Genomic DNA, 15,840 nt, shown 5'->3' with positions numbered 1-15,840 from the left:
TTTACCTTTTATTTTACGCTAAATACGCTACTGCCGCTGCCGCTTAGAAATTTATCTTTAAACTCATTCATCTGTGGATAGAGCTTGAAACATGGGGCAAAAAGATCGTTTAGCTCCTCGTTTTTATAAATTTCAAGTAGCTCTTTACTTTTTAAATTTTGCATCTTTTTTGCAGCATTGACGTCTATGTATTGTAAGAAATTGCTTCTAAATTCTTGATAAACCATCAGCGTAGAGCAAAAAATATTTGGCGTGAAGATATTTAAATCCGGCACTTCGTCATCAAATTCTTCTATGATCTCACCTATACCGCTTACATTTGCTGCCTTGTAGCCACTTACGAAAAAAGCGACATCTGCACCTATTTTGGCAGCAATCTGCATCAAATTCTCGCGTTTTATATTTAAATTTAGCTCGTCATTTATCATTAGTAAAAAGGTGGCAGCGTTTGAACTACCTCCACCAAGGCCCGCACCTATTGGAATATTTTTGTTGATGATGATTTTATGAGAGCTAAAAAACTCGTCGAGCTCGTTTGAAAAGCCAGCTCTTTTTAGCTCATCTACCGCTTTTTGGATGATGTTATCTTTTATATCGTGGTTATTGCATTCTATGGCAAAAGAATCTGACTTTTTAAAATAAATTTCGTCAAAAAGCTGCTCACAGAGGATAAAGCGCGATAAAATTTCGTGGTAGTTGCCTCTGGTGCCAACTACCTTCAAAAAGACATTGATCTTTGCAAAGCTTTTCATTTCTCGATTTTTTTTGCTAGCTCGTGGATATCGGCTTCACTTGCAGTTTTTGTGGCATGGATATTTTCGTTTTTGATATCATTTGCTAGTTCGCTTCTTAGTATCATTGTATTTCGTGGTGCTTCGATACCGAGTTTAACGGTATTTTTTGAAATATTTACTATGACAACTTTTATGTCATTTCCTATTAAAATTTCTTCATTTTCTTTTCTTGCTAGGATTAACATTTTTCAACCTTATTTAGAGTGTAATTTATAGTATCATCCGTGATTTGGATTACGCTCATAAATTTATCATAATTTAGCAAATAAATTCCTTGCTTTTGTGTTTCAAAATCGTTAATTTTTAATTTCTTACCATCAAGGATATCGTTTATATCCCCAAAGTATGTATTTTTCTGAATGTTTAAAAAATCACAAATATTCAAAAATTTTTCATTTTCGTAGCAAAATTTGCCTTCACTTATCCTTTTTAATGAGCTTAAAGTTACATTATAACCAAGCTTTTTTCCAAAAATTTCTGCATACGAACGGATATAACTTCCTTCGCTTACGCTTAGACGAATGGTTAAAAATGGATGCGAATAGTTTAAAATTTGGCTATCAAAAATTTCCATCGTTTCTGTCTTTAGCTCAAATTCTTCGCCATTTCTAGCTAGCTTGTAGGCTCTTGTACCATTTACATGTTTGGCGCTAAATTTTGGCGGGATGTAGCTTATCTTGCCAGTCAGCTCACTTCTTATGGCTTCTAGTTTTTCTAAATTTATCTCTTTTACATTTGAGATTTCATTGATATTTTCATTATCCATGCTAGGACTACTTGCCCCTAGCCAGATCGTAGCTTCATAGACTTTTGGACTTTTATCTAAAAATCTAAAAAATTTCGTATACGATCCAAAAGCGACTATTAGGCAGCCGCTAGCAAATGGATCAAGTGTGCCTGAAAATCCAGCCTTTTTAACGCCATACTTTCTCTTTAGTCGTCCTAAAAAGTGATTTGAGCTCATGCCAGCAGGCTTGTTTGCCACGAAGATGGCGTTCATACGGCCTTTTCCACGAAGCTTGACATTATTTCTCTTACATTGCCGCCGAAATTTATAGTTAGCTTAAACTCTTTTTTGATCTTGCTAACCGCACTCACCCTGCCGATACCAAAAATTTTATGTTTAACAAGGTCGCCTTTTTTAAATTCATTGCTCTGTTCGATAACCAGCGAGCCATGCGTGATACCACTCTCGCTTAAAAATCTACTTTTATTTAGCCTTGTGCGCTGACCTTTGTAAAAGCGCGAATTTGCAAAGCTTAGGCTAAGAGTTTTTTTGGCTCTTGTTATTGCCACGTAAGCGAGCCTGCGCTCCTCTTCGATGTCGCTACCATCGCCAATGAGCGGAAAAAATCCCTCTTCAAGGCCGATCACAAAAAGGTGCTCAAACTCAAGTCCCTTGCTCGCGTGCACGCTCATAATGCTAATAGCCTCGTCGCTAATGCCGTCTTGCTCGCTTGTTAGCGTGATCTCGTTTAAAAACTCCTCCAGATCAAAGCCTGGATTTTGCTTGATCTGATCTTTTAAAACAGCGTAAAACTCGTCGATGTTTGCCGCTCTTTCAGCGCCATCTGGCAAGCTCTCGTAGTATTTTTTCACGCCAAATTTTGCTTCAAATTTATCTATCAGGTCAAAAACCGAGCTGCTTTCTTGAAGCTCTTTAAGGTTGTTTGCAAACTCAAGAAGGGCTGATTTTACCTTTTTGCTAAAAGCTTCGTCGTTATCAGAGATATTTGAGATCGCTTCAAAGATAGAAATTTTGCCATCAAATGCCATTTTTTCAAGCTTATCAAGACTAACTTTGCCTAGTCCTCGTTTTGGGCGGTTTATGATGCGCCTTATTGAAAAATCATCGCTTGGATTGTTTATCAGTCTTAGGTAGCTTATGATATCTTTGATCTCGGCTCTTTCGTAAAATTTAACTCCGCCGACCATTTTATAGGCGATTTGCTCTTTATTTAGCCCATCTTCAAGCGAGCGAGAGAGCGCGTTTATGCGGTATAAGATCGCGATATCTTTTGCCTGCACGCCTTTGCTTAAGAGCTCTTTTATGCATTTTGCGATCTTGCCAGCCTCGACGCTCTCATCAAAGCTCTCTATCAAATTTACAGCCTCGCCTTCGCCTTTTGTACCCACAAGCTTCTTACCAAGGCGGTTGCGGTTATGATCTATCAGCTCATTTGCAGCTTTTAGTATCGCCTCGCTTGAGCGGTAGTTTTTCTCAAGTCTGATGATCTTTACATCTTTAAACTGATCTTTGAAATTTAAGATATTATCAATCTTTGCGCCACGCCAGCCGTAGATACTCTGGTCATCATCGCCTACGACGCAGATGTTTTCGTGGCATAGACAGAGCTTTTTTAGCAGTTTATACTGAAGGTCGTTTGTGTCTTGATACTCATCGACCATTATGTATTTGTATCGGTTTGAAATTTCTCTAGCAAGATCTTCATTTTCGTCTAAAATTTTATATGTAAGCCCCAGCAGATCGTCAAAATCAACAAGATTATTTGTTTTGAGATAATCTTCATATTTTTCATAAATTTGAGCAGCTTGTTTGTAAAAGTTATCTTTGCTCTTGTCAAATGAAGAGAAATTTGCGTTTTTATAGACCTCTTCGACGCTTAAAAGTGAGTTTTTATAGTTTGAAATTTCACTTGACAAAATTGCAGTTGCGACTGGACTTTCAAAGCTTTTGATGATACGTTTTTTATCATCTGTGTCGATTATGACGAAGTTATTTTTTCTGCTAAGCTTTTCAATGTAGAGTTTTAAAAACAAAAGTCCAAATTTGTGAAATGTGCAAAGTAGCGGCGAATAGTTTTTACCGCTTTGGCTTAGCATCGCCATGGCTCTACTACGCATCTCGTTGGCGGCTTTGTTTGTAAAAGTAAGAGTTAGTGTATTTGCCGCGTCTATACCGACCTCGCCGATGAGGTAGGCAAGCCTAGTTGTGATGGTCTTTGTCTTGCCACTACCAGCTCCTGCAAGTATGAGCATCGGACCATCTATATGAGTAGCTGCTTCGCACTGAGATTCGTTTAAATTTGATAGTAATTTTTCCATTTTTTGCTTTTTAAATTTTCTTTTGATTTTAACCAAAAATGCTTAAAATTACTATTTTTTCTTAAATATATCTTTATTTTTTGGGTTTTGCAAAAAGACTGAAACTGATTTTTTTGTACGGTCTGCTTGCTTCTCTTTGGGCTTATGAATAGAAAAATTTACAAGGATCGGGCTATTTTCAACCAAAATTTGAACTACTGCACCAAGTGGAAAAGAGACCACAGAGGCAAAATTCTCACTACCAAAGCCAGCCTCAAAGCTAAGCTCATCTTGCGTTAGCCTCGCACTCTCAAGCGTATAGCCGCCAAGTGAAAACATAATGACTGGCATGCTAAAGCTTCCACTTATCTCATCTGGCAGGCTTGGCTCAAAGCTAACTAGCGGTAAATTTGCCATAACTGAGAAATTTACCCCTTTTTCAAGCAAAAAATCAATGCACTCATAGACGTGCATCTTCATCAAAAGTGAAAATTTCTCATCATCTAAAATTTCGTCTAACATCTTAATCCTTTGAAATTTCTAAAAACTCATCTACTAGCTTTTTAACCTCGTTTATGCCGATTTGCCAGAAATTTTTATCATCTATGTCAAAGCCAAATTTACCTACAAGTTCCTTTGGGCTAAGGCTGCCGCCAAGACTTAAAAACTCGGTGTAAATTTCTACAAAATTTTCGCATTTGCCGCTTTTGTAAAGTCCAAAAAGTGCAAGCACAAGAAGCTGCGCATAAGAGTAGGCGTAGCAGTAAAATGGCGTGTGGATGAAGTGCGGGATGTAGCTCCACCAAATTTTGTAGTAGTCATTTAGCGTGACACTTTTGCCAAACATCTTTTTGCTCTCTTTTAGCCAAATTTTATTTAGCTCATCTAGGCTGATCTCGCCCTCGTGTGCGTGCACGGCTCGCTCAAATGTGGTGAAATTTATCTGGCGGTAAAGTGTGGCAAATATATCCTCGATCTTACCAGCAAGCAGTGAAATTTTCTCTTTTTTGCTAAGGCCGTCTTTAATGTGATCAAAAACTAGCATTTCGCAAAAGACCGAAGCCGTCTCAGCCGTGGTTAGCGGAGTGTCTGAGTTTAGGTAGCTTACATTATATGAGAGTTTTTGATGCACGGCATGGCCAAGCTCGTGAGCTAGCGTGAAAAGGTCTCTTCGTTGGTTGGTGTGATTTAGCAAAACATAAGGATGCGTGTCGCTTGATCCTGAGTGAGAAAACGCGCCACCTCGCTTGTTTGGTGCTGGATAAACGTCAATCCAGCCGTCACTAAAGGCACTTTTGGCAATCTCGCCAAATTTAGGTGAAAATGTCCCAAACGCCTTTAAAACTATCTTTTTGCACTCATCAAATTTATACTCCCCCTCGCTGCTAAGAGGCGCGTATCTATCGTAGTCATAAAGCTTTTTAAGGCCTAAAATTTCTTTTTTTCGCTCGTAAAATTTAGCAACTAGGTCAAAATTTTTCTCTGTTACGGCAATGAGCGAATCAACGCTTTTTTTGGTGATTTGATTTTCAAGGTGTCTTGGCTCTTCAGGAAGCTTGAAATTTCGCAGCTCGCAGCTCGTTTTTAGATCAGTTTTTATCATATTATATATGTAGCCAAGAAGGTGCTGGTGCTTGCTAAGCTCGTTTGAAAGGCTCTTGGCAGCTAGTTTTCGCACGCTTTGGTCGTTGTCATGAAGCTTTGCTAAAATTTCCTCTTCATTTAAAAGCTCGCCTTTAAATTTAAACCTCATCTTGCTCATGCTCTCATCAAAAAGCCTTGAAAAGCCCTCAGCTCCAGTGCTAGCAGTGCGAAGTAGTACCCTTTCTTCGGCAACGCTTAATTGGTGCGGTTTTGCTTTAGCGAGATTGCTTAGATAGTAGCCATATTTTTTGGAGCTTTTGATGATTTCTTCTTGTTTTCTAGGACTAAACTCATTAAATTTGATCTCAAAAAATATCAAATTTTCATTCGCTTTTGTTGCTATCTCATCGATCTTTGCGTAAAATGAGCCCTTGCTTGTATCTTTGGCAAAATTTAAAAAAGCGTAAGTAATTACTTTTGAAATTTTAGCTATCAAATTTTCATATTCGCCAAATGCCTTTAAAAACTCGTCTGTTTTTAAATTTTCATAATTTTCTAGGTATTTATCTTTAAATTTCTCGCACTCTTTTTGTAAATTTAGTACGTTTTGCTCGCACTCTTTTTCGTTTGCAAAAAGTGCTTTTAGATCCCAAATTTGCATATTTATCCTTTAAATTTTTGGGATATTTTACAAAAAAATGGATAAAAGTAAAATTTCAGCCAAAATTTAGCTGAAATTTTATGAATATTAGTTTGAAGTCTCTGAAGCTACGGCTGTAAAAAGTACATCAGATGAGCTATTTAATGCGGTTTCAACTGAATCTTGGATAACACCAATGGTAAAGCCAACTGTAACAAACTGCATTGCTATGTCATTGCTGATGCCAAAAAGACCGCACGCTAATGGCACTAGAAGAAGTGAGCCACCAGCCACACCTGAAGCGCCGCATGCACCAAGAGCTGAGATAAAGCAAAGAAGTAGCGCATCGCCAAATGTAACTGTGATAGATGGGATAGAATTTACCGCGGTAAGCGCTAGGATACTAATGGTAACTGCCGCACCGCCCATGTTTATGGTAGCTCCAAGTGGGATAGAGATAGAGTAAAGCTCCTCTTTTAGACCAAGCTTTTTGCAAAGTGCCATATTTACAGGGATGTTTGCGGCTGAGCTTCTTGTAAAAAATGCTGAAATAGCACTCTCTTTTAGGCAGATCATGACAAGTGGATAAGGATTTTTTCTAGTTAATACAAAAACCATGGCTGGGTAGATGATAAATGCGACAACAAGCATTGCCCCAACAAGAACTAAAATTAGTTTTAGATATCCTGCAAGTACCTCAAATCCAGTTTCATGAATGCTAATAGCTACCATGCCAAAAATACCAAATGGAGCTAGTCTAATGATAAATTTAACAATATGAGTTACACCATCGCTTATGTCTTTAAATACTTTTTTGGTCTCAGCTGTGGAATTTCTAAGTGCTATACCGCTACCAACTGCCCAGGTGATGATGCCTATATAGTTGCCATTTGCAAGGGCGTTTATTGGATTTTCGACCATTTTATAAATGAGATCTTTTAAAACATTGGTAATTCCCTGAGGCGCTGACATATCAGCACTTGAAAGACCTTTTAAAGAAAGCTCCACTGGGAATAAGAAACTAGCAATAACTGCAACAACGGCTGCTAAAAATGTACCAATTAGATAGAGTGTAATGATCTTTTGCATACCTTTTGTATGACCAAAATCTCTTAAAATGATGGATGTCGCCACTAAAACAAAGACAAGAATTGGTGCGATAGCTTTTAAAGCACCTTTGAATAAATCGCCTAAAACTGAAGCTGAAGCTGCGATAGAATCGGCTGAACTAGCTTTTTCTTTGGCTTCGCTTAGCTGCTTGGCTTCATCTTGACTAAGGTGAGTTTTTATAACTTCATCTACGCTCAAACCACTTTCGTTTTGAATAGTTTGAATTTTAGCTGAGATCTTGTTATAAGGAGCTGCTTCGTAGTGTGTGTAAAAGCCAACTAGGGCACCTAGGATGATACCAACTAAAATTTGAACTATCAAATTTCCGTCGGCGTATCTTCTTGCTATGTTTTTAAGCATATTCATTTGACACCTTAATAAATTAGTTTTTTGTTGATTTTAGCTAAACAATTTTTAAATATAAAGAATTTGATAAAGATTAATAAGCCTTTTAAATAGATTTGTTACAATTGCACAAAATTTTAGTTAATAAAAGGATAAAAATGTATCTATTTACCTCTGAAGTTGTAAGTCCGGGTCATCCAGATAAATGTGCTGATATAATCGCTGATAGCATAGTGGATACTATTTTGACACAAGATCCAAATGGTCGTGTTGCAAGCGAAGTTTTTGTAGCTGGGAAAAACATAGTAATAGGTGGAGAGATAAACTCAAAGGTAAAGCTCTCTTATAAAGACTATGAAAAGATCGTAAAAGATGCTCTTGCGCATATCGGATATGATGGAAAGAGTAATTTCACAAAAGAGCAGTGCTTGCATCCAGATGATATTGAGGTTAAAGTTTGCATAAATCAACAAAGCCCAGATATAAATCAAGGTGTTGATCAAAGTAGTGGCGAGATCGGAGCAGGCGATCAAGGCATCATGTTTGGTTTTGCAAGCTGCGAGGCGAAAGAATTTATGCCTGCAGCTATAACTTACGCAAGAATGCTTTGTGAAAAAGTATATAAATTTGCCAAAGCAAACCCTGATAAACTTGGCGTTGATATAAAAACACAAGTTACGATTGATTACGGTAGCAAAGATAACTTTGAAAACTGCAAACCTCAAAGTATCCACACTATCGTCGTCTCTGCACCTTGCGTGGAGACTATGAAGATAGAAGAGCTTCGCACACTAATTCAAAATTTAATAGACGAAACTGGTCTTCCAAAAGAGCTATATAATAAAGAAAAAACGATCATTTACATAAACCCAACAGGCAGATATGTAAATCACAGCTCACTTCACGATAGCGGTCTAACAGGCAGAAAACTAATCGTCGATAGCTTTGGCGGATATAGTCCGATAGGTGGTGGCGCTCAGTCAAGCAAGGACTACACAAAGGTTGATAGAAGCGGACTTTACGCAGCGCGCTGGATAGCTAAAAACATAGTCGCAGCTGGCCTTGCCAAAAAGTGTATCGTTCAGATAAGCTATGCAATAGGCGTTGCAAAGCCAACTTCAGTTAGTGTTGATACTATGGGAACTCACGCAAACGGCGTAAATGACGATATGCTTTCAAATTTTGTAAGCGAGCATTTTTCTCTAACACCTCGCTGGATAACAAATAAATTTGGTCTTGATAAGCCAAGTAAAGAGACATTTTTATATGCAAAAGTAGCTGCAAAAGGTCAAGTGGGAAATGCAAAATACCCTTGGGAAAAGCTTGATGCGGTTGATACTTTCAAGGCTTTACTAAAAAAATAATCAAAAAAGTGGCTTTATATAAAAGCCACTTTAAATTTCTTTTAAAACTCATCCCAAAATGCTTTTTTAGGCTTTATGATCTCACTTTTTGAGCCATTTACGCTGTGATAGACCGCTTTATTATACTTTGTAGCAAGGTGTTTTATAAGCACTCTTTGAAGCACAGGCTCACTGCTTGGCACAAACCAGCCATTGTTTGTGATAGCGACAACCACGTCAAATTCGCCCTTATAAAGCTCCTCTTTTGTCGCTTCATAGCAGATAGCGTTTCTAATTTTTACTCCGTCTATCTCATAGTCGCTAAAATTTTCAGCCATTTTAAAGTCACTAGCTCCGCCAAAAAATAGCTTATTTACTGCGTCTTGCATAAATTTTGGCAAAGGAATTTCTTCTCCAAATGGTACTAAAAATTTCTTATCCATTCGCCTTAGAGTGCCATCTTGAAACAAAAATGCAGAGTTATAAATTTGTTTATTTTCATAGGCAAGCGCACCAGCTACGATAGTTATCTTTTTTGAAAGCTCTTTTAGCTCATCAATAAGCAGTGGCTCATTTGTCATAAATAACGGAAATGCGCTCTCCGGAAGGACGATAAGGCGTTTTTGCTCGGCTATGGCGCTGCCTATCAAGTCTAAATTTTCATTTGTAAATTTCATGCGCAAGCTTTTATCCCAGCGCACTCTTTGAGCGACATTGGTATTTACTAGCTCCACGTCAAATGGCAGAGTCTTTGCTTCGTTACTTTTAAACTGCAAAGCGGCGATGAGGCAGATGAAAGCTAGGATAAATTTTAAAATTTTACCTTTTAAACTCAAAGAAATAGCTGCTAAAAATATAAATATAAGCCCTCTAGTGCTTGGCTCAAAAGCGCCTAAAACAAGTGTCGCTTCAAGGTTAAACCAGTTAAAGCCAAATGGATGCACGTAGCTTATTAAAAATAGCAAAATGGCTCTAAGTGCTACAAAACTTGGGAAAGAGGCTATCCAAAACATAAATCCGTAAACAAATGCTACAAAGAGAATGACAAACGGTATAAGCCAAACGAGCTCATAGTAGATAAAACTAAAGCTGATCCAATAAAACCACAAAATTCCTGTGAAAAATCCAGCTGCGAAAAAACCAGCTCTGCTTAAATTTATGATGATGTAAATTCCGGTCAAAGTTAAAAATGGCGAGATAAAATTTAAGAGTAAATTTTCAAAGAGGCTTAAAAAAATAAAGTTGGAGAGCAAAAAAGCACCGACAAAGGCTTTTATTATAATTTTAGTGCTAAAATGCCCATTTAAAAATCTTACAAATAAGGAAATCCATGCAAAACGCTGATTTTTTAACATCATTACTACCTCTTGTTGTGCTTTTCGCCATATTTTACTTTTTGGTTATTAGACCTCAACAAAAACAACAAAAAGCCCATGCAGCAATGCTCGCAGCTCTTGATAAAGGTGATAAGATAATAACTAATGGCGGACTTATCTGCGAAGTGATTAAAGCCGAAAATGATTTTATCAAAGTTAAACTTAACGATGATGTAATCGTTCGCATAGCACGCGAGTTTGTAGCTAAAAAGATCGAAGATAAATAATGCGTAACGCAAGAGTCACATATAGGCTAATTATCTTAATATTAGCCTTGATTTTTGGTTTTGGCTTTTCGGTGCCATCTTTTTTTCAAACACAAAGTGGAGCTAAAATTTCACTTGGCCTTGATCTTCAAGGCGGCCTTCATATGCTGCTTGGTGTTGAAACGAGCGAAGCTATTCACTCAAAAATAAAATCAATAGCTGGAAGTATAAGTTATTATGCTAAAAAAGAAGATGTGTTAATTGATAAATTTAAGATTAAAGAAGAGAACATTGACTTTACTCTTCTTGATGGCGACGAAGCTCCAAAAGTAGATAAAGCACTAGCTGAGATAAAGGGGCTTGATATCAAAAAAGATGGTTTAAATTACAGCATATCTTTAACAGAACAAGAAAGAGTGGATACGATCGAATATGCGATCTCGCAAGCTGTTGAAACTATTAGAAACAGACTCGATCAGTTTGGTCTAGCTGAGCCAACTGTTGCCAGACAGGGCAAAGATAATATCCTAGTTGAGCTTCCTGGTATAAAGACTGAAGAGGATGAACAAAGAGCAAGAGATCTTATCGCAAAGGCTGCTCACTTGCAGCTTATGGCAGTTGATGATAAAAGACAAGATCAGGCTAATACAATGAGTGAGGCTGAAGCTGAGAGCTACGGCGATGTGATCTTTAAAGATGCTAAAAATGACCGTGTAAAATATGTCGTTAAAAATATCCCAGTGCTTGATGGCTCGATGCTAACTGATGCAAAGGTTGCATTTTCTCAGCAAAATAACTTACCTATTATAAATTTCACTCTTAACTCAGAGGGCGCTAGAATTTTTGGTGATTTTACTGGTGCAAATGTTGGCAAAAGGCTTGCTATTGTGCTTGATGGCAAAGTTTATTCAGCTCCTGTTATAAATGAAAGAATAGGTGGCGGTAGTGGTCAGATTAGTGGCGGCTTTACTCTTGATGAGGCTCACGACGTAGCAATCGCTCTTAGAAGCGGTGCACTTTTAGCCCCTGTTAAGATGCTGGAAAAAAGAAGCGTTGGTCCATCTTTGGGACAAGAGAGTATCAACCAAAGTATGGTAGCACTTGCTGCTGGATCTATCTTAGTCGTGTTATTTATGCTAGTTTATTATGGAATTTCTGGAATTTTTGCAAATATTGCACTAGTTGCAGATGTCGTTATATTAGTCGCTGTGATGGCACTTTTTGGAGCGACGCTTACTTTACCTGGTATGGCTGGTATCGTGCTAACGATCGGTATGGCTGTTGATGCAAACGTCATCATAAATGAGCGTATACGTGAGCTTTTGCGTGAAGGTGTAGCGATAAGGACAGCTGTGCAAAAGGGTTATGAGCACGCTATGAGTGCGATTATTGACTCAAACTTAACTACTATCATCACAGTTGCGGTGCTTTACGCTTATGGTACTGGTCCAGTTAAAGGCTTTGCAGTAACAATGGCAATAGGTATCATGGCTTCGATGCTAACAGCTATACTTGGTACTCATGGCATGTTTGATGCTGCTATGGATAAGATAGAAAAAAGTGGAAATACCAGACTTTGGTTTGGTTATAAAAGGAGCTAATGATGCAAATTTTTACTAAAGCAAAAGTTTATGATTTTATGCGTTTTAGATTTGCTTCACTAGCATTTTCTATATTTTTATTTGTTGGCTCTATTGTTTTACTTGCTACAAAGGGGTTAAACTACGGCATTGACTTCTCTGGCGGTACGCTTATTCAGCTAAAATACGACACCAAAGCGCCACTTGATAAAATTCGTGATGCTTTTGGCACAAATGAGGTGCTTAAAAACGCCTCTGTTACTGAGTTTGGAAGCGAAGATGAGGCCGTTATTAGATTTTCAGGTTCAAGCTCAAATTTAACTGGCGACATTGGTACTGAGATAAAGCAAATTTTAAAAGATACTGGAAATTTTGAAGTAAGACGTGTTGATATCGTTGGACCAAAGGTTGGTGATGAGCTTAGAGAAAAAGGTCTAATGGCTCTTGGAATTTCACTAATTGGAATATTGATCTATATCACATTTAGATTTGAGTGGAGATTTGCGCTTGCTGCGATCGCAACTGAAATTCACGATATAGTTATAACTGTTGGTGCTATTTCGCTATTTAATATTGATGTAAATTTGGATACATTAGCGGCTGTATTAACAGTGCTTGGCTACTCTCTAAATGATACGATCATTATTTTTGACAGGATCAGAGAAGGCATTAAAGAGAGTAAGAGAACTGATATCGAGGGCGTTATCAATGAGTCAGTCTCAGCCACACTTTCAAGGACTATCTTAACTTCAGCCACTACTATGATGACAGTTCTAGTGTTATTTTTATTTGGTGGAGATATGATACATGGATTTTCATTTATTCTTATCGTTGGTATTGTCATAGGAACGATCAGCTCGATCTACATCTCTTCGCCGTTTCTTATCTGGTTTAAATTTAGCATCGAGCATTTTAGAAGCAGAGAGACTGAAAAACAAAAGATAAAAAAAGAGCGCGAAAAAGAGCGTGCTATGTTTGAGAAAGGTGTTGTGTAAGGAGGGATAATGAACTGGGGAAAAGTTATCTACATATTTTTTGCGCTGATGAGTCTTACGACCACGGCGGAGTTTTTATATGATAAAAACGAGATTGCACTCTTTGTGGCAGCTAGTATAAATTTGGTTTCAACGCTACTTAAGATCGGTGTTAAAAATTTACTCTCAGCTGAGCTTTTTGCAAGTTCGCTGGTTGCTGATTTACACCTTATACCAGCTTTTGTTATTTTGCAAGTCTCTGAAAATATAACACTTAGCTATTCGTTGGCTATTGGCGCAGTCATCGCAAATATATTTTCACTAGCCTTGGTTTTAATAGAATCAAGCAAAGCTCAAGAAGAATTTTAGGAGAAAAAATGGCTGAAAAGAGAAAATATGAGCCTTTAAAGATAGAAAAAAAATGGCAAGAAATTTGGGATAAAAATGAAGAATTTGAACCAAAGGATGACCTAAGCTTGCCAAAAAAATATATCCTAAGCATGTTTCCATATCCAAGCGGACGCATACATATGGGGCATGTAAGAAACTACTCTATCGGTGATGCGCTGGCTAGGTCATATAGAAAAAGCGGCTACAACGTGCTTCATCCTATTGGCTTTGATAGCTTTGGCATGCCAGCTGAAAATGCAGCCATAAAACATAAAATTCACCCTAAAATTTGGACCTATGAAAATATCGACTATATGAAAAAAGAGCTAGCAAGTCTTGGCTTTTCATTTTCTAAAAAGAGAATTTTAGCTACGTCTGACCCACTTTACACAAAATGGGAGCAAAGCTTTTTTATAAAGATGTTTGAAAAAGGGCTTGTTTATAGAAAAAATGCAATTATAAATTGGTGCGAATACGATCAAACTGTGCTTGCAAATGAGCAGGTAGAGGATGGCAAATGTTGGAGATGTGGTAATGATGTTGTACAAAAAGAGCTTCCAGGATATTACTTTAACATCACAAAATACGCTAGCGAGCTACTTGATGATTTGAAGCTTCTTGAAGGCAAATGGCCAAATCAAGTAATTACAATGCAAGAAAACTGGATCGGCAGAAGCTACGGCTTGGAGTTTAAATTTTATCTTAATGAAGCTTCAAGAGAGGCTTTAGGTGGTAAATTTGACGGCTTTGAGGTATTTACTACAAGGGCTGATACGATTTACGGCGTTAGCTACACAGCCCTTGCACCTGAACATCCTATTGTAAAAGCATTGCTTGAGAGTGATAAGATTGATGAAAACAAAAAGACAAAGATAAAAGCAATCCTAAATCAAAGCCCAAGAGAGCGCCAAGCGAGCGAAAAAGACGGGGAATTTTTAGGAATTTACGTCGTTCATCCACTTACCAATGAAAAAATCCCAGTTTGGGTTGCAAATTTTATCTTAGCTGACTACGGCAGTGGCGCTATTATGGCTGTCCCTGCACATGATCAAAGAGACTTCGAGTTTGCAAGTAAATTTAATCTTCCTATAAAGCCAGTCGTAAAGCCGCTTGAGGGCGAGAGCGACGGTTCTAAAGCATACTCTGAGTATGGAATTTCTATAAATTCTGAGCTTATAAATGGACTTGCTTCAGAAGAAGCTAAAAATTTCATAATAGAAAAATTTGAAAAAGATGGTTTAGGTAAAAGGATTACAAACTATAAATTAAGAGACTGGGGAATTTCTCGCCAAAGATACTGGGGTGCGCCGATACCTGTCGTGCACTGCAAATGCTGCGGCGTAGTGCCTGAAAAAGAGGAAAATTTACCTATCGCACTACCTGAAGATGTCGAGATCACAGGTGAGGGCAATCCTTTAGATAAACATCCAACTTGGAAATTTACAAAGTGTCCAAAATGCGGTAAAGATGCGATCAGAGAGACTGATACGATGGATACGTTTGTGGAGAGTAGCTGGTATTTTGCTAGATTTGCAAGTGATGAGAAGACTTGGGAGCAAAAAGCACTTGACGAAAAGAGCGTGAATTACTGGATGAATGTAGATCAGTATATCGGCGGTATCGAGCATGCGATATTGCACCTTTTATACGCTAGATTTTTCCAAAAAGTCTTAAGAGATCTGGGCTATCTAAGAGATGATGAGCCATTTGAAAATTTGCTAACTCAAGGCATGGTCTTAAAAGATGGCAAAAAGATGAGCAAAAGCAAGGGTAATGTCGTAGATCCTGACGATATTATCAGTAAATATGGCGCCGATACGGCAAGACTATTTATCCTTTTTGCAGCACCTCCTCAAAAAGAGCTTGAGTGGAACGATAGTGCAGTTGAGGGTGCATTTAGGTTTTTAAATAGGCTTTGGGAGAAGGCACAAACTATCAAAAAGATAGATAAACTGCCTGAGATAGACCATGAAAGCCTAAACAAAGATGAGAAATTTGCAAGGCTAAAAATTTATGAAGCGCTTAAAAAATCAACCGAGGTTTTTAGCGACACATTTGCTTTTAATACATTGATCGCTGCTTGCATGGAGGCACTAAATGCCATAAATGCGCAGGATAACGAAGATGTAAATGCTGAGGGCTTTTTTATCATCTTAAATTTACTCGAGCCTATCGTGCCGCATATTGCAAATGAGCTTAGCGAAGAGCTTTTTGGCAGAAAAAATTTCACAAAGATAGCTGTAAAAGAAGAGGTTTTTGTAAAAGATAGCATCGCTCTTGCAGTTACAGTAAATGGTAAAAAAAGAGCCGAGTTTGAAGTGGCAGCAAGCGAGAGCGAGGGTGAAATTTTAAAGCTAGCTAAGCAAAATGTGGCTAAATGGCTTGAAGGAAAAGAAATTTTAAAAGAGATTTATATAAAAGGCAAATTAGTAAATTTTGTCATTAAAGGATAA

General features: G+C 37.8%; 14 protein-coding genes. 6 read left to right on the top strand and 8 right to left on the bottom strand.

Translation table 11 applies throughout. From position 1 onward, the window contains the following. Positions 1-8: 8 nt before the first annotated feature. The 7 genes from CVT13_RS01905 to sstT all read right to left on the bottom strand — a co-directional run bounded on the left by CVT13_RS01905 (position 9) and on the right by sstT (position 7,539). Positions 9-752, bottom strand: a complete 744-nt coding sequence (locus tag CVT13_RS01905; protein ID WP_107811419.1) for a 4-(cytidine 5'-diphospho)-2-C-methyl-D-erythritol kinase — start codon at positions 750-752, stop codon at positions 9-11. Then, positions 749-979, bottom strand: coding sequence for a carbon storage regulator CsrA (csrA, locus tag CVT13_RS01900; RefSeq protein WP_021090864.1), 231 nt, complete (start codon positions 977-979; stop codon positions 749-751). Before csrA ends, CVT13_RS01905 begins: the two co-directional genes overlap by 4 nt. Beyond that, positions 973-1,794: a tRNA pseudouridine(55) synthase TruB gene (gene truB / locus CVT13_RS01895; RefSeq protein ID WP_107811418.1), complete on the bottom strand. Its 822-nt coding sequence runs from the start codon at positions 1,792-1,794 to the stop codon at positions 973-975. The genes csrA and truB overlap by 7 nt, the downstream gene beginning before the upstream one ends. After that, positions 1,791-3,860 (bottom strand): ATP-dependent helicase, encoded by a 2,070-nt coding sequence (locus CVT13_RS01890; RefSeq protein WP_107811462.1) that lies wholly within the window; start codon positions 3,858-3,860, stop codon positions 1,791-1,793. The genes truB and CVT13_RS01890 overlap by 4 nt, the downstream gene beginning before the upstream one ends. 51 nt (positions 3,861-3,911) lie before the next feature. Further along, positions 3,912-4,361: a hypothetical protein gene (locus CVT13_RS01885; protein WP_107811417.1), complete on the bottom strand. Its 450-nt coding sequence runs from the start codon at positions 4,359-4,361 to the stop codon at positions 3,912-3,914. 1 nt (position 4,362) lies between these two features. Continuing rightward, on the bottom strand, positions 4,363-6,084 hold the full coding sequence (locus CVT13_RS01880) for a M3 family oligoendopeptidase (protein ID WP_107811416.1): 1,722 nt from the start codon (positions 6,082-6,084) through the stop codon (positions 4,363-4,365). An 87-nt stretch (positions 6,085-6,171) separates the two neighbouring features. Beyond that, positions 6,172-7,539 carry a serine/threonine transporter SstT gene (sstT, locus tag CVT13_RS01875; RefSeq protein WP_413784293.1) on the bottom strand — a complete coding sequence of 456 codons (1,368 nt, stop codon included), beginning with the start codon at positions 7,537-7,539 and terminating at the stop codon, positions 6,172-6,174. A 137-nt stretch (positions 7,540-7,676) separates the two neighbouring features. Between sstT and metK the strand changes: the two genes are divergently transcribed. After that, the gene (gene metK, locus CVT13_RS01870) at positions 7,677-8,882 is read left to right on the top strand and encodes a methionine adenosyltransferase (RefSeq protein WP_107811415.1); all 1,206 of its coding nucleotides are present in this window, start codon (positions 7,677-7,679) and stop codon (positions 8,880-8,882) included. A 41-nt stretch (positions 8,883-8,923) separates the two neighbouring features. Here the strand turns inward: metK and CVT13_RS01865 are convergent, their stop codons facing one another. Beyond that, complete coding sequence (locus CVT13_RS01865; RefSeq protein WP_199907263.1) at positions 8,924-10,216, bottom strand: apolipoprotein N-acyltransferase; 1,293 nt, start codon at positions 10,214-10,216, stop codon at positions 8,924-8,926. On the opposite strand from CVT13_RS01865, the gene yajC reads away from it, so the two are divergent. Genes yajC through leuS form a run of 5 tightly spaced genes read left to right on the top strand, consistent with a single transcriptional unit; the run spans position 10,192 to position 15,840 of the window. After that, the gene (gene yajC, locus CVT13_RS01860) at positions 10,192-10,464 is read left to right on the top strand and encodes a preprotein translocase subunit YajC (RefSeq protein ID WP_021090619.1); all 273 of its coding nucleotides are present in this window, start codon (positions 10,192-10,194) and stop codon (positions 10,462-10,464) included. The genes CVT13_RS01865 and yajC overlap by 25 nt on opposite strands. Continuing rightward, a complete protein-coding gene (secD, locus tag CVT13_RS01855; RefSeq protein WP_107811413.1) occupies positions 10,464-12,044 on the top strand; it encodes a protein translocase subunit SecD in 1,581 nt (526 codons plus the stop codon). The genes yajC and secD overlap by 1 nt, the downstream gene beginning before the upstream one ends. A gap of 2 nt (positions 12,045-12,046) precedes the next feature. Next, positions 12,047-13,018: a protein translocase subunit SecF gene (gene secF, locus CVT13_RS01850; protein ID WP_103589472.1), complete on the top strand. Its 972-nt coding sequence runs from the start codon at positions 12,047-12,049 to the stop codon at positions 13,016-13,018. Positions 13,019-13,027: 9 nt separating this feature from the next. Next, complete coding sequence (locus tag CVT13_RS01845; protein ID WP_021090699.1) at positions 13,028-13,366, top strand: DUF6394 family protein; 339 nt, start codon at positions 13,028-13,030, stop codon at positions 13,364-13,366. 8 nt (positions 13,367-13,374) lie between these two features. Then, entirely contained in the window at positions 13,375-15,840 is a 2,466-nt protein-coding gene (gene leuS, locus CVT13_RS01840) for a leucine--tRNA ligase (protein ID WP_107811412.1), read from the top strand.

The sequence above is a fragment of the Campylobacter concisus genome, from assembly GCF_003049085.1.
GTDB classification, from domain to species: Bacteria; Campylobacterota; Campylobacteria; order Campylobacterales; family Campylobacteraceae; genus Campylobacter_A; species Campylobacter_A concisus_H.
This window is presented reverse-complemented; position numbering and strand designations above follow the sequence as displayed.